This is a genomic window from Streptomyces angustmyceticus (assembly GCF_019933235.1).
GTDB lineage: Bacteria > Actinomycetota > Actinomycetes > Streptomycetales > Streptomycetaceae > Streptomyces > Streptomyces angustmyceticus.
Genome location: NZ_CP082945.1, coordinates 262069 through 275396 on the forward strand (window position 1 = coordinate 262069; position 13328 = coordinate 275396).

Sequence of the window (13328 nt, forward strand, 5' to 3'; positions counted from 1 at the left end):
GCTCACGGAGTGGATGACCGCCCCCTCGGGAGCCGGGATGGACAAGCAGTTCGCGCTCAGCCCGGCGTTCCTCGTCGAGGGCATCGCGGCGCGCCTGCCGGGCCGGGACGCGACGGCGGGCGGGCAGGGCAGGGCCGTCGCGGTCCGGGGATCGCGACGGAAATTCCGTTGCGCGTGCGGCGGCACCCGTGGCATTGTTAATGCAACATTCGTTGCAGTAGAGAACAGTCAGGGAAGAGCCAGCCGATGTCCCGCCGCACCGTCTCGTTCGAGGAGATTCCGGTCTCCGACGCCCATGCCGGCCCCTACGCCCTCACCACGGGCCCCGACGACGCCCTGTGGTGCACCTTGGTCCACGCCGGCCGGATCGCCCGCCTGACGCCGGGCGGCCGGCTGGACCAGTTCGCACTCGACTCCGCCTCCTGCGGGCCCGCCGTCATCACCCCGGGGCCCGACGGGGCACTGTGGTTCACCCGGAGCCGGGACGGCCGCATCGGACGGATCACGGTGGACGGGAAGGCGACCTCGTTCCCCGTGCCCGATCCCGGCTGCGGCCCGTTCGGCCTGGCGTCCGGCCCGGACGGCGCCCTGTGGTTCACCCAGCTGCACAGCGACCGCATCGGGCGGATCGACACGGACGGCCGGGTGACGGAGTTCCCGCTGCCCCTCACCGGCGCCTTCCCCTCGGCCCTGACGACCGGCCCCGACGACGCCCTGTGGTTCACCCTCAACCAGGCACACGCGATCGGCCGTCTCGGCCTCGACGGCGACGTCACCCTCTACCCGCTCCCGGCCGGCAACGCCGCGCCGGTCGGCATCACCTGCGGCGCGGACGGCGCGCTCTGGTTCGTCGAGATAGGCGCCGGCCGGATCGGGCGGATCACCACCGGCGGACGGATCGACGAGTTCCCCCTGCCGGACCCGGCGTGCCGGCCGCACGCGATCGTCGCCGGCCCGGACGGCGCCTGCTGGTTCACCGAATGGGGCGCCAACCGCGTCGGCTCCCTCACCCCCGGAGGCCGTATCGAGGAGTACGACCTGCCGACCCCCGGTTCGGAACCGCACGGCCTGGCCTTCGGGCCGGACGGCGCGCTGTACGTGGCGCTGGAGACCGGCGCGATCGCCCGGATGACGCCCTGAGCTGCCTGTCGGTGTCACCATCGAGAGGACAGGCATCGCCGTCGGCAGCGTGGGCGGAGGCGATGCCACCGCAGGGACAGCCCACGGGGCGAAGGCTCGGCGAGCTGCGATCCGAGGAGAGGTGCCCGCATGAGCAGTCCAGACGCCCGGGCGCGGATGCTGGGTGACCTGATCGCCGCCAGCCATGTGATCACGCTGGAGCAGCTGCCGGACCTGGTCGTCAAGCACGCCGCCCGGGTCGGCTGGCCGGGGGTGCTGGTCTACCTGGCCGATCTCCAGCAGGACGTCCTGTGCCTGCTCGCCGGCCGTGGCCCCGGTGCCGGCGGCGGGGCGGAGGCGCCGCCGGACGTGGTGCGGGTGGAGGGCACCCTCGCCGGGCGGGCGTTCCAGACCGGGGGCATCGTCGGGGGCCCCACGTCCGAGGCCGGCCACTGGTGGGTTCCGCTGCTCGACGGCACCGAGCGGCTGGGCGTCCTGCGCGCCTCCGCCGCGCCGGACACGGAGATGGACGCCCAGGCCGCCGTGGACCTGCGCAACCTCGCCGGGCTGATCGCGTTGATGATCGTCAGCAAGCGGGGAGCGAGCGACACCTACGCCCAGCTGGTGCGGCGCCGGAGGATGAACGTCGCCGCCGAGATGGAGTGGCGCATCATGCCTCCGCGGACCTTCGCCACCGACCGGGTGCTGATCAGCGCGGTGATGGAGCCCGCCTACGAGGTCAGCGGTGACGTCTTCGACTACGCGATCGCCGAGGAGACCGTGCATCTGGCGCTCTTCGACGCCATGGGCCACGACACCGCCGCCGGGCTCACCGCGAACCTCGCGGTCGCCGCCAGCCGCAACCGGCGCCGGCAGAACGCCGGAATCCTGTCGATCGCCGAGGCCGTGGAGCACGCCCTCGTGGAACAGTTCGGTTCGAGCCGCTACGCCACGGGCCTCCTGGCCGAGCTGAATTCCGCCACCGGCGTGCTCACCTGGACCAGCCTGGGCCACCCCACTCCGGTCGTCATCCGCAAGGGACGCACCGCACTCGGCCTGACCTGCCCGCCCGCGCCGCCCATGGGCACCGACCTGGGGATGCTGCCCACCCTCAGCCGGGACCAGCTGGAGCCCGGCGACCGCCTGCTGCTGTACACCGACGGCATCACCGAGGCCCGTAACCACGAAGGCCGGGAGTTCGGACTCGCGGGCTTCACCGACTTCCTCATCCAGCACCACGCCGACGGGCTGCCCGTCCCGGAGACCCTGCGCCGCCTGATCAGGCGCCATCTCGCCTACCACGACGGGCGGCTCGGCGACGACGCCACGGTCCTGCTGCTGGAGTGGAGCGGCCCCACCCCCTACCGTCCCGCACGGGTCGAGGCCCTCGCCGGCCTCCCGGAGCACAGCACCGCCGAGCCGCCCCTCGCGACTCCCTGGGCCCCACCCGCCAGAGACGTCCTGTAGGGCTCCGGGGGCACGGTCCCCCGCAGGAGGCGGACGGCGGGGCCGAGGGGATCCGTCCTGCCAAGGCATCCGGAGTGTGTCCGCGGCGACGGGGCAGAAGCATCACGCTCCCGTCGGTCCCCGCGACCGGCCGGGTGCGCCCCGACGGCGGGGCAGGAGCCCTCTGGAGGTCACGGATGCCATCGACTACCGCGCTACCGCACATCGGACGACGCACCGCCCGGCGCGCCGCGCGCAGCCCGGCGGTCCGGGCCGCGGCGCGCGGTGGTTTCGCGGCCCGGGGCGTGATCTACCTGCTGGTGGGGGTGCTGGCACTGCGGATCGCGTTCGGCGACAGCGGCGAGCAGGCCGACCGGGGCGGAGCGCTGGCCGAGATCGCCGCCCGGCCGTTCGGCAGCGTGCTGATATGGGCGCTCGGCCTGGGGCTGGCGGGGATGGCGCTGTGGCGGCTGTCCGAGGCGGCCTTCGGCGCGGCCGGACCCGAGGGCCACAAGACCGGGACGCGGCTGCTCTCGCTCGCGCGCTGCGTCTTCTACGGCGTGGTGTCGTTCTCCGTGCTGTCCTTCGCGGCAGGGGAGAAGGGCAGCGGCAGCGGCGCGAGCGACCAGCAGTCCCGGGACGCCACGGCCACGGCGCTGGACCTGCCCGGCGGCCCGTGGCTGGTGGGCGCGGCGGGAGCGGGCATCGCCGTGGCCGGCATCTGGATCGCGGTGCGGGCCGCGCGGCGCTCGTTCCACAAACACCTCGACCGGAGCGGGATGTCGCGGCCCGTCAGGCGCGGGGTCGATGTCCTCGGCGTAGCGGGCGGTGCCGCCCGTGGCGGGGTGTTCGCGGTGGCCGGCACCTTCGTCGTCAAGGCCGCGGTGAGCTACGACCCCGACCGCGCCAAAGGCATGGACGACACGCTCCGCTCCCTCGCCGACACCTCGTTCGGCCCCTGGCTGCTGGCCGCGATCGCCGCGGGACTCGCGCTGTTCGGCCTCTTCTCGTTCGCCATGGCCCGCTGGCGGAACATCTGAACCGGCTCGTTCCGGACACCGTCCCGCAGAATCGTCCCGGGACGTCCGGCACCCCTCCCCCACGACAGGAGCACCCTTCGCATGACCGAGACCCATCAGAACGCCCCGGCCGCACGCGCCGCGTACCGCGCCGAGGTCTTTGTGCGCAACGGCCGCTGGCACCTCGAAGTCGCCAGTCTCGACAGCGAACCCGACACCGGTGACACCGAGGCCCTGCTCGTCACGCTGTGGCCCGTCGAGGAGACGCCCGACGGCAGCGGCTTCCCCGCCGCGTCCCTCGGCGCGCAACTGCTCGACAACGGCTTCACCCTCGCCGACCCCGGGCGGGGCACCGGCGGCTGGACGCCCACGGGCGAGGAGGGGCACTACGCCGCGTCGTGCTGTGCGACGGACGAGGCGCCCGCCTGACCGGACGGGCCGCCGAACGCGGAGAGACGGCCCGGAGGGGCGGGCACGGGCACGCCGCCCGCCCCTCCGGGCCGTCGTGTCAGCCGGTCTGCAGGGTCGCGTCGTCGACGACGAAGCTGCTCTGGAGGCTGGAGTCCTCGGTGGCGGTGAAGGTCAGCGTGATCCGCTGGCCGGCGTACCGGCTCAGGTCCAGGGAGCGCTGGGTGTAGCCGCTGGACGCGTCGGTGTTGGAGAGGGTCGTCAGGGTGGTGCTGCCCACCATGACCTTGAAGGTGTCGTAGGCGGTGCGGTCGGTCTCGTCGGTGTCGATGTGCAGCCAGTACGTCAGGGTGGCCTTGCTGCATCCGGCGGGCACGGTCACCGACTGGCTGAGGGTGTCGGTGGCGGAGGAGCCGTAGCCGCCGAGCCAGGCGAAGCGGCTGCCGCTGTGGGCGGACTGGCCGGCGTGGGCGCCGATCGCGCCGGTGTCACCGGTCCAGGGGGTGGTGCCGTTCTCGAACCCGCCGTTGGCGAGGAGCTGTTGGGCGGTGCAGCCGCCGGCGCCCTTGATCGTCAGGGTGTACGGCGTGGTGTGGGTGACGGACCCGGTGCCGGTGACGGTGAGGGGGTAGGTGCCGGGCGCCGCGCCCGACGTCGTGGCGAGGGTCATGGTGGAGCTGCCGCCGGAGGTGACCGAGGCGGGGCTGAAGGAGACGGTCACACCGGCCGGAGCGCCCGAGGCCGACAGCGTCACCGTCTGGGCGGATCCGCTGGTGGTGGCCGTGGAGATGGTGCTGGTGGTCGAGGCGCCGGGGTCGACGCTGCCGGCGGCGGGGCCGGCGGTCAGGGAGAAGTCGTTCGCCGGTGCGGTGTCGGTGACGGCGACCTTCCAGAGGGTGGCGGCGATGCCGTCGACGCTGCGGTCGAGCCCGGTGGCGTTGATGTTGCTGGTGGTGTCGCAGGACTGGTGGTAGCAGGAGTCGTAGGCGCGGTTCGCGGTGCCGCCCCACTTGGCCGCCTGCGCGGAGGTCTTCCGGGCACTGGCGCCCATCGCGTATCCGGAGGTGGGGATGCCCGCCTGCTCGAAGGAGTAGTCGTCGGAGCGTCCTGCGCCCTCGGTGTTCTCCTCGGGCTGGAGGCCCAGTGAGTCCCAGTACGCCTTCATCGGCTGGGCGGCCGCCGAGGTCAGGTGGTTGATGAAGTAGCCGCCGTTGAGCGAGGCGATCATGTCGAAGTTGTAGTACGCCTTGATCTTCGACCGCTCGGCGGAGGAGAGGGAGCCCACGTAGAAGTCGGAGCCGTTGAGGCCCTGTTCCTCGTCCGTCCACCAGCCGAAGCGGACGCGGGCCGCCATGGCGGGGTGCTGCTGGGCGAGGGTGAGTGCCGTTTCCAGCAGCGCGGCGGAGCCGGAGCCGTTGTCGTTGATGCCCGGTCCCGCGCCGACGCTGTCGAGGTGCGAGCCGAACATGTAGACCTTGCCGGCGTCGCCCTGCGGCCATTCGGCGATCAGGTTGGGGCCGGCGCCGGTGGCGCAGCCGGAGGTGCAGGGCTGTTCGGTGACGGTGTAACCGGCGGCCTGCAGCTTGGCCTTGGCGTAGGCGACCGAGTCCCGGTAGCCCTGGCCGCTGGATTTGCGGGTGCCGCCGTTGCGGGCGGCGATGGCGTTCAGCTCGGTCAGATGCGCCTGGACCTTGGCCACGTCGATGTCGGGGGCTTCGGCGGCCCGGGTGCGGGCGGTGGTGTGGTGCGCGGCCCGGTCGACGGCCGATATCGCCCTGAGGGGCGGGTGGAGCGGCTGGGCGGCCTGCGGGGCGGCCGCAGCGGTGGGGGCGAGGGGCAGCACGGCTGCCTGGAGGGTGGCGGCGAGGGAGACGCCGGCCACCGCGAGTCTTCGGAACACCATGGCTCCTTGAGGGGTAGGGAGTGCTACCGACGGAGGTTCTGGTGGAGCGCCGGGTCGTTGCGGCGTCGTCGTCCTGCCCGCTTCGGCCCCGTGGGGAGGCGTCCGCACGACAGAAGGGCGACATGTCCATGACCCAGGCCGCCGTACCATCACACCGCGGCACCCACCGCGTCAACGGATGTCCCGGCGCAGCGCCGTGTTTGACGAAAAACGGCAGGTGGCGCCCGATAACCGGGCACTTGGCCGGGTCCCCGGGCGGTGGGGGACGCCCCGGGCACGACGAACCCCCGCCCTGCGCACGGCAGGACGGGGGCGGTCGGGGACGTACCGGTGCGGGCGGGGGCCCGTCCGGTGTCTAGAGGAAGCTGACGTTCTGGGCGAGGGCGAGGCGGCTGGAGTAGTTGATGGTGTTGGTGGCGGAGCGCATGTAGGCGCGCCAGGCGTCGGAGCCGGATTCGCGGCCGCCGCCGGTCTCCTTCTCCCCGCCGAAGGCCCCGCCGATCTCGGCGCCCGAGGTGCCGATGTTGACGTTGGCGATGCCGCAGTCGGAGCCCTCCGCGGACAGGAAGAGTTCGGCCTCCTGCTGGTCGCGGGTGAAGATGCTGGACGAGAGGCCCTGCGGGACGTCGTTGTGCAGTGCGATGGCCTCCTCCAGGGTCTCGTAGGTCTGCACGTACAGGATGGGGGCGAAGGTCTCCTCGCGGACGACGTCGGTCTGTTCGTCGACGCGGACGATGACGGGTTCGACGTATCCGGCCCGGGGCGCGGCGTCGGCGAGGCGCCGGTTGCCGCCCGCGAGGATCTTGCCGCCCTCGGCCTGCGCCCGGGTGAGGGCGTCCTGCATGGTGTCCAGGGCGGCGGTGGAGATCAGCGGGCCGACGAGGGTGGTCTCGTCGAACGGGTCGCCGATGGGGAGCTTCTGGTAGGCGGCGGTCAGCCGGGCGATGAGGGTGTCGGCGATGTCGCGGTGGACGATGAGGCGCCGCAGGGTGGTGCAGCGCTGGCCCGCGGTGCCGGCCGCGGCGAAGACGATGCCCTGCACGGCGAGGTCGAGGTCGGCGGAGGGGGTGACCACGGCCGCGTTGTTGCCGCCGAGTTCGAGCAGGCTGCGTCCGAAGCGGGCGGCGACGCGGGGGCCGACCTCGCGTCCCATGCGGGTGGAGCCGGTGGCGCTGATCAGCGCGATACGGGGGTCGTCGACGAGCTTTTCGCCGACGGTGCGGTCGCCCAGCAGCAGGCGGTGCACATCGCGGGGGGCGCCGACGTCCTCGGCGGCCCGCGCCAGCAGCCGGTCGCAGGCGAGCGAGATCAGCGAGGTGAGCTCCGAGGGCTTCCAGATCACGGTGTCACCGCAGGCCAGCGCGACGGCGGTGTTCCACGACCACACCGCGGCGGGGAAGTTGAACGCGGAGATCACGCCCACCACGCCGAGCGGGTGCCAGGTCTCGGCGAGCCGGTGGCCGGGGCGCTCGGAGGCGATCGTGCGGCCGTAGAGCTGACGGGACAGGCCGACGGCGAAGTCGCAGATGTCGATCATCTCCTGGACCTCGCCGAGCGCCTCGGAGCGGATCTTGCCCGCTTCGATGGTGATGAGGTCGGCCAGCTCACCCTTGTGGTCGCGCAGCAACTCACCCAGGCGGCGCACCAGTTCACCGCGGCGGGGCGCGGGGGTGGTGCGCCAGGCGAGGAACGCCTCGCGGGTGGCGGCGACGGCCTCCTCGGTGCCGGCGGCGGTGGCCGCGCGCAGGCCGAAGAGGTCCTCGCCGGTGATCGGGCTGCGGGCGGCGAAGTCATCGCCCTCCGGGACGGTGACGCCGAGGGCGGCGAGGCCGGCGCGGGCACGGGTGCGCAGGTCCTCGGTGGTGGGGAGGATGGTGCGGGTCATGGTGCTCCCTAGGGGTGTTGAGGGGTGCGGGTGGCGGGCCGGGGGTCAGACGGGTGTGCCGTCGAGGCCGAGTTCGCGGGTGACCTGTGCCAGGGAGCGGTTCTGCTGCTCCTCGTAGAGGTCGAAGGGGTCGAGGACGTCGCGGCCGAGGACGCCGGAGAGCCAGGCGCTGTCGTAGGCGGCCCCCTGCCGGTCGTTGTTCCGGGAGCCCTCCTCGCTGAGGTTGGACTGGAAGATGCCGGCGGCCGAGCGGGGCAGGAAGTCCTCGTAGACGAGGGGTTCGGCCCGGATCCAGCCCTGTTCCAGCAGGTCGCCGAGGCCGGCGGGCGGCCGGCTTCCGTCGCGCGGCCGGTCGGGCGCGACGTGGTAGGTGAAGTGCGCCAGGCACTGTGCGGCGAGCCCCTGCTCGCTGTCGGGGATCTCCTGTGCCCACAGGTCGCGGGCGAGCCGGTCCCGGTCGGGCCGGGGCAGCCCGGCGGCCGCCTCGTCGACGCGGGCGAGCAGCCGGTCGTAGCGGGCCCGGCCGGTGCGGCTGAGGGCGATACCGCGGGCCTCGACCTCGCCGAAGCGCACCCGCAGCGCCCCGCTGATCACGCTGCCGTCCGGGGTGCGCAGCGCGCGGGGCTCGGCGAGCGCGCGGAAGGAGGTCTGGCGCAGCAGGACGTCGGGGCCCTTCCAGCGGGGCGGCCCCTGAATGGTGTCGATCATCTCGATGCCGCGCTCGGTCATCCGCCGGTACAGCTCGTCGATGTCCAGGACGCGCGGGGTGAGGTGGTTGATGTGGGTGCTGCGGACGCCGCCGATGTCGGCGGCGACGGCGGAGACCCGCTCCAGCGTGCGGTACCACGCCTGGTCGACGGGCTCGGGGGACAGTTCGAAGGCCCGCACGGCGAGGTGCAGGAACCGTTCGGCGTCCGCCTCGGAGAGTTCCCCGGCGCCCTCCGCGCGGTCGGCGAGGTCCAGCAGTTCCGGGGGGAACAGCTCGCGCCCGTCGAGGAAGTTCTCCAGGCGGGCCCGCAGGTCGGGGTCGAAGAACCGGGGGTCGGCGGGGGTGAGCAGGGAGGTGAAGACGCGGAAGGGGTTGCGGGCCAGCTCCTCGCCGTCGACGGGTCGGAACGCGGTCGACACGACGGGGACCGCGCTGGCGGCGGCCTCCCGCAGGTCGTAGAAGCCGACCGGACGCAGGCCCAGGGCGCCGAAGACGCGGGCGACCTGGCGGAGTTCCTCCGGTGTGCCGACGCGGATGGCGCCGTGCCGCTCCGCGGTGACCCGGCCGATGGAGCCCAGGCGCTCGGCGTCGGCGCCGCGGGCCCGCAGCACGTCCTCGTTGACCTCGCGGGAGACGTCCACGAGCGTGGTGTAGGCGGGCACCTCCCGCCCGTACATGTCCGAGAGCCGCTGGGCGAACGCGGCGCGCAGGTGCCACTGGCTGATCATCGGCGGGTCGTCCTTCCTTCGGGGGGATTCACACCACGTGGATTTCGGGGCGGGTCTCGGCGCCGGTGGTGAAGCGGTCGGCGCCGAAGGGGGTGACGTCGAGGAACGGGGTGCGCTCCAGGTGGAGGTCGCGCACGATCTCGCCGACGGCCGGTGCCTGCAGGAAGCCATGGCCGGAGAACCCGGTGGCGTACAGGAAGTTGTGCGGTGTACCGGCGCGGCCGATCAGTGCGTTGTGGTCCGGGGTGACCTCGTACAGTCCGGCCCAGCCGCCGTTGGTCTCCATGTCGGCGAGGGCGGGGGCCCTGCGCCGGGCGGCGGCGCGGAACAGGGTGAGCCAGTCCGGTGTCCAGGTGGTGTCGAAGCCGTCGGCCTGGCCTGGGTCGGCGAGGCCGAACAGCAGGCCGTCGTCGCTGTTGTGGAAGTAGGCCGTCGAGTCGAAGTCGATGGTGAAGGGGATGCGCGGGGCGGGCGGCGCGAGCGGCACGGTGAAGGCCAGCTGGCGGCGCACCGGGCGCACGGGGAGGTGGACACCTGCCATCTCACCGAGCCGCGCGGACCAGGCGCCCGCGGCACAGATGACGGTGGAGCAGGTGATCCGGCCGTGATCGGTGTGGACGGCCGTGACCCGGTCTCCCGTGGTGTCGAGGCCGGTGACGGTGGTGTGCGTGGCGAAGGCGGCGCCGGCCCGGGCGGCGGCGCGTGCGTAGCCGCGGACCGCGAGTCCGGGCCGGGCGTGGCCGTCGGTCGGCGAGTAGGCGGCGGCCACCAGCCCGTCGGTGGTGACGTAGGGGCACAGCCGATGTGCCTCGTGGGGGCCGATGATGCGGCTGGGGACGCCGAGTTCGTTCTGGATCCGGACCGAGGTCTCGAAGTCGGCGGCCTGCCGCTCGCTGGTGAGCAGGAAGAGGTAGCCGACGTCGTCCAGCCGGATGTCGGCGCCGGGGCGCTGTCCGAAGTCCTGCCAGGCCCGCAGACTCCTGCTGCCCAGCGCGATGTTGAGCGGGTCGGAGAACTGCGCCCGCACCCCGCCGATCGGCTTGCCCGAGCTGCCGCTGCCCAGTTCGCCGCGCTCGATGACGACGATGTCGGTCACCCCGGCCTCGGCCAGGTGGAAGGCGATGCTGGTGCCCATCACACCGCCGCCGACGATCACGACGTCGGCAGTCGGCGGCACGGTGCGGGAGGTGGATGACATGGACAAGAGGCCGATCCCTTCCGGAGGCCGGCGCCTGCGCCGGGGGTGTCGGTCCGGCGCGTGGCGGGGCTGTCAGTGCATGGCGAGAAGAGCTGATCAGCTAGCTGCCCGTCATCGTGCAGCACACCAACCGTTGACGTCTACGAACAGTTAGTGCGTCTGATCTATTACGATCTCTATATGGACTGGACGAGTGCCCAGCTGCGGTCCCTGGTGGAGCTGACCAGGCGCGGCACGATCACCGCGGCGGCACAGGCCCTTGGATACACGCCCGGTGGGGTCTCCCAGCAGATCGCCGCGCTGGAGAAAGCGGCCGGTATGGAGCTGCTGCGGCGGGTCGGGCGGCGGGTGGAGCTGACCGACGCCGGCCGGACGCTGGCATGCCACGCCGAGCGGATCCTGGCGACGGAGGCGGAGGCCGTCGAGGCGCTGGAGCGCACCCGGCACGAGATCTCCGGGGTGCTGCAGGTGGGCCTGTTCGCCACGGCGGCGGCCGAGATCCTGCCGCGGGCGCTGCAGGAGGTGCGGCGGGTGCATCCGGGGCTGACGGTGCACAGCCGTGACATGGACGTGGACGAGGTGCACGACGCGGTCGCGTCCGGAGCGGTGGACCTGGCGCTCGGCCTGGACTACCCGGACGTGCCGATTCCGCGCGAGCCCGCGCTGCAGGTGCGGCAGCTGTACCGCGAGCGCTTCTCGCTGGCGGTGCCCGCCGGGTCGCTGGACGGCCGCGAGGTGATCGGCCTGGCGGAGACCCAGGAGCTGGGGTGGATCCTGCCGTCGGCGGACAGCTACTACGGCCGCGCGGTGCGCACCGCGTGCCGGCGGGCGGGCGTCGAGCCCCGCGTCCGGCACGAGGTGACCGACACAGCCGCCACGCTGGCGCTCGTCGAGGCGGGGATCGGGGTGAGCACGGTGACGGATCTGATGCTGGGCCTGCGCGCCTCCCGTCTCGATGTCGTACGGCTGCGGGAGAAGGTCGAGCGGCACATCGTGGTGATGTGCCGTTCCTCCGTCGAGCACCGGCCGACGGTGGCGGCGTTGATCGACGTCCTGCGGGCGGTGTCCGAAGCCCGGCGCGGCCCGGCGGCCCGCCGCGATCCGTAGGGCGGACCCCGGCCGCCGCTCCCCAACCCGCCTTCCCTCCGGCCGGGTTGGTCCGCCGCCACAACAAGATGCAGCATGCAGCAGAATCCGGACTTCTCGTGCTGCGGCCCGCCTCCACCAGCTCCGCTTGCCCTCAGCCACGCAAGTTGTCGCGCTGCGGTCCCTGTTGCCGGGGAGGATCGTGGGTGAGGGTTCGAGCAGTGGTGACCCCCGCCACGACGGTGGCCCGTCGTGCCGCCGTTGCCTGACAGGGAGCGAGCGATGTCCCCCCATCACACCCCCCATTCCCCCCTTCGCGCACTGCTGGGAAGAGGCCCCCAGGGAATCTTCAGGCGAACACTGCCGCATGAACAGCCCGGCGGTGAGCGCATGGTGCGCACGCTCGGCCTCACCCAGCTCACGATGATCGGCATCGGCGCCATCATCGGGGCCGGCATCTTCAGCCTCGCCGCGGCCGTCGCCCGCGATGTCGCGGGGCCCGCCGTGCTCCTCTCGTTCCTGGTGGCGGGAGCCGCCTCGCTCTGTGCGGCCTTCGCCTATGCCGAGTTCGCCGGCATGGTGCCGAAGGCGGGCTCGTCCTACACCTACTGCGCCGCGGTCCTCGGGGAGATCGTGGGCTGGATCGTCGGCTGGGACCTGCTCCTGGAGTACACCGCCATCGTCGCCGTCGTGGCGATCGGCATGTCGGGCTATCTGGGCTTCCTGCTGGAGGCCGTCGGCATCCACCTGCCGGCCTGGGCCCTGGGCGCCCCGGGCACCGGCGCCGGCCACCGGGTCGATCTGCTCGCGGTGGCGATCTGTCTCGCCGTGGCCTGGCTGCTGACCCGGGGCACCCGCACCTCGGCCCGGGTGGAGACCGTGCTGACCGTCGTCAAGATCGCCATCGTGCTGCTGGTGATCGTGGTGGGCTTCACCAAGGTCAGGACCGGCAATCTGCATCCCTTCGCGCCGTTCGGCTTCGGCGGGGCGTTCACCGGCGCGGCCACGGTCTTCTTCGCCGTCTTCGGCTATGACGCGCTGAGCACGGCCGCGGAGGAATCGGTGGAGGCGCGGCGCAAGCTGCCGAAGGCGATGATGCTGTCGCTGGCGGTCTCCATGGTGCTGTACGTGCTGGTCTGCGTCGTGCTCACCGGGATGCAGCGCTACAGCGAGCTCAATCCGAACAGCGGCATCTCCAGCGCGTTCCGGAGCGTGGGGCTGAGCGGGCTGGCCAATGTGATCGCCGTCGGCGCGGTCATCGGCATCGTCACCGTGACCTTCTCCTTCATGATGGGCGCCGCCCGCCTGTGGTACGCCCTCAGCCGCGACGGGCTGATGCCGGCGTGGTTCGGCGCCATCCATCCCCGGCGCAAGGTCCCGCACCGCGCCACCTGGCTGATCGGCATCGTGTCGGCCGTGCTGGCGGGTCTGCTGCCCATCAACGCGGTCGCGGAACTCACCAACATCGGCGTGCTGCTGGCGTTCGTGGTGGTCTCCGCCTCCGTGCTGGTCCTGCGCTACCGCAAGCCGCATCTCCAGCGCGGGTTCCGCTGCCCGGGAATGCCGGTGGTGCCCGTCCTCGGAATGGCCTTCTCGGTCTGGCTGATGTCGTTCCTGCAGTGGGAGACCTGGGTGCGGCTCGGCGGCTGGCTGGTCGTCGGCCTGGCCCTCTACGCCGGCTACGGATACCGCCGCACCCGCACGGTGATGCCGGGCGGCTCGGTGGACCTCGACGACCTCGACCGGATGTCGGAGTCCGACGACCCCGCGCCCGCGCCCACCCCGTGACGGGCGGTCAGCCGCCGCTCCGCCGCTCCCTCCTCCCCG

At 72.8% G+C, this 13328-nt stretch carries 10 protein-coding genes; 6 read left to right on the plus strand and 4 right to left on the minus strand.

Going from position 1 to position 13328, the window contains the following annotated elements; translation table 11 throughout:
* Positions 1 to 246 precede the first annotated feature (246 nt).
* The 4 genes from K7396_RS01170 (at position 247) to K7396_RS01185 (ending at position 4013) form a co-directional block, all read left to right on the plus strand.
* Positions 247 to 1140, plus strand: a complete 894-nt coding sequence (locus K7396_RS01170) for a Vgb family protein (protein ID WP_086720302.1) — start codon at positions 247 to 249, stop codon at positions 1138 to 1140.
* Between the two features lie 156 nt (positions 1141 to 1296).
* A complete protein-coding gene (locus tag K7396_RS01175; protein WP_086720301.1) occupies positions 1297 to 2586 on the plus strand; it encodes a PP2C family protein-serine/threonine phosphatase in 1290 nt (429 codons plus the stop codon).
* Positions 2587 to 2762: 176 nt separating this feature from the next.
* The gene (locus K7396_RS01180; protein WP_086720300.1) at positions 2763 to 3605 is read left to right on the plus strand and encodes a DUF1206 domain-containing protein; all 843 of its coding nucleotides are present in this window, start codon (positions 2763 to 2765) and stop codon (positions 3603 to 3605) included.
* Positions 3606 to 3686: 81 nt separating this feature from the next.
* Entirely contained in the window at positions 3687 to 4013 is a 327-nt protein-coding gene (locus K7396_RS01185; protein WP_086720299.1) for a hypothetical protein, read from the plus strand.
* Positions 4014 to 4092: 79 nt separating this feature from the next.
* Here the strand turns inward: K7396_RS01185 and K7396_RS01190 are convergent, their stop codons facing one another.
* The 4 genes from K7396_RS01190 to K7396_RS01205 form a co-directional block, all read right to left on the minus strand.
* Positions 4093 to 5895, minus strand: a complete 1803-nt coding sequence (locus K7396_RS01190; protein ID WP_208629157.1) for a M28 family peptidase — start codon at positions 5893 to 5895, stop codon at positions 4093 to 4095.
* Between the two features lie 355 nt (positions 5896 to 6250).
* On the minus strand, positions 6251 to 7780 hold the full coding sequence (gene amaB, locus K7396_RS01195; protein ID WP_086720298.1) for an L-piperidine-6-carboxylate dehydrogenase: 1530 nt from the start codon (positions 7778 to 7780) through the stop codon (positions 6251 to 6253).
* Between the two features lie 45 nt (positions 7781 to 7825).
* Positions 7826 to 9217 (minus strand): 2-oxoadipate dioxygenase/decarboxylase, encoded by a 1392-nt coding sequence (hglS, locus tag K7396_RS01200; RefSeq protein WP_086720297.1) that lies wholly within the window; start codon positions 9215 to 9217, stop codon positions 7826 to 7828.
* A gap of 28 nt (positions 9218 to 9245) precedes the next feature.
* Positions 9246 to 10415: an NAD(P)/FAD-dependent oxidoreductase gene (locus K7396_RS01205; RefSeq protein WP_086720296.1), complete on the minus strand. Its 1170-nt coding sequence runs from the start codon at positions 10413 to 10415 to the stop codon at positions 9246 to 9248.
* 180 nt (positions 10416 to 10595) lie between these two features.
* Between K7396_RS01205 and K7396_RS01210 the strand changes: the two genes are divergently transcribed.
* Together K7396_RS01210 and K7396_RS01215 are read left to right on the plus strand one after the other, a co-directional pair.
* Positions 10596 to 11522: a LysR family transcriptional regulator gene (locus K7396_RS01210; protein WP_152104243.1), complete on the plus strand. Its 927-nt coding sequence runs from the start codon at positions 10596 to 10598 to the stop codon at positions 11520 to 11522.
* 369 nt (positions 11523 to 11891) lie between these two features.
* Positions 11892 to 13289, plus strand: coding sequence for an amino acid permease (locus K7396_RS01215; protein WP_174886816.1), 1398 nt, complete (start codon positions 11892 to 11894; stop codon positions 13287 to 13289).
* Positions 13290 to 13328: the final 39 nt, after the last annotated feature.

What these genes read in the sequence shown, in the direction of transcription:
- K7396_RS01170 (WP_086720302.1), top strand. Translation starts at nt 247, where the DNA reads ATGTCCCGCCGCACCGTCTCGTTCGAGGAGATTCCGGTCTCCGACGCC.
- K7396_RS01175 (WP_086720301.1), top strand. Translation starts at nt 1,297, where the DNA reads ATGCTGGGTGACCTGATCGCCGCCAGCCATGTGATCACGCTGGAGCAG.
- K7396_RS01180 (WP_086720300.1), top strand. Translation starts at nt 2,763, where the DNA reads ATGCCATCGACTACCGCGCTACCGCACATCGGACGACGCACCGCCCGG.
- K7396_RS01185 (WP_086720299.1), top strand. Translation starts at nt 3,687, where the DNA reads ATGACCGAGACCCATCAGAACGCCCCGGCCGCACGCGCCGCGTACCGC.
- K7396_RS01190 (WP_208629157.1), bottom strand. Translation starts at nt 5,895, where the DNA reads ATGGTGTTCCGAAGACTCGCGGTGGCCGGCGTCTCCCTCGCCGCCACC.
- amaB (WP_086720298.1), bottom strand. Translation starts at nt 7,780, where the DNA reads ATGACCCGCACCATCCTCCCCACCACCGAGGACCTGCGCACCCGTGCC.
- hglS (WP_086720297.1), bottom strand. Translation starts at nt 9,217, where the DNA reads ATGATCAGCCAGTGGCACCTGCGCGCCGCGTTCGCCCAGCGGCTCTCG.
- K7396_RS01205 (WP_086720296.1), bottom strand. Translation starts at nt 10,415, where the DNA reads ATGTCATCCACCTCCCGCACCGTGCCGCCGACTGCCGACGTCGTGATC.
- K7396_RS01210 (WP_152104243.1), top strand. Translation starts at nt 10,596, where the DNA reads ATGGACTGGACGAGTGCCCAGCTGCGGTCCCTGGTGGAGCTGACCAGG.
- K7396_RS01215 (WP_174886816.1), top strand. Translation starts at nt 11,892, where the DNA reads ATGGTGCGCACGCTCGGCCTCACCCAGCTCACGATGATCGGCATCGGC.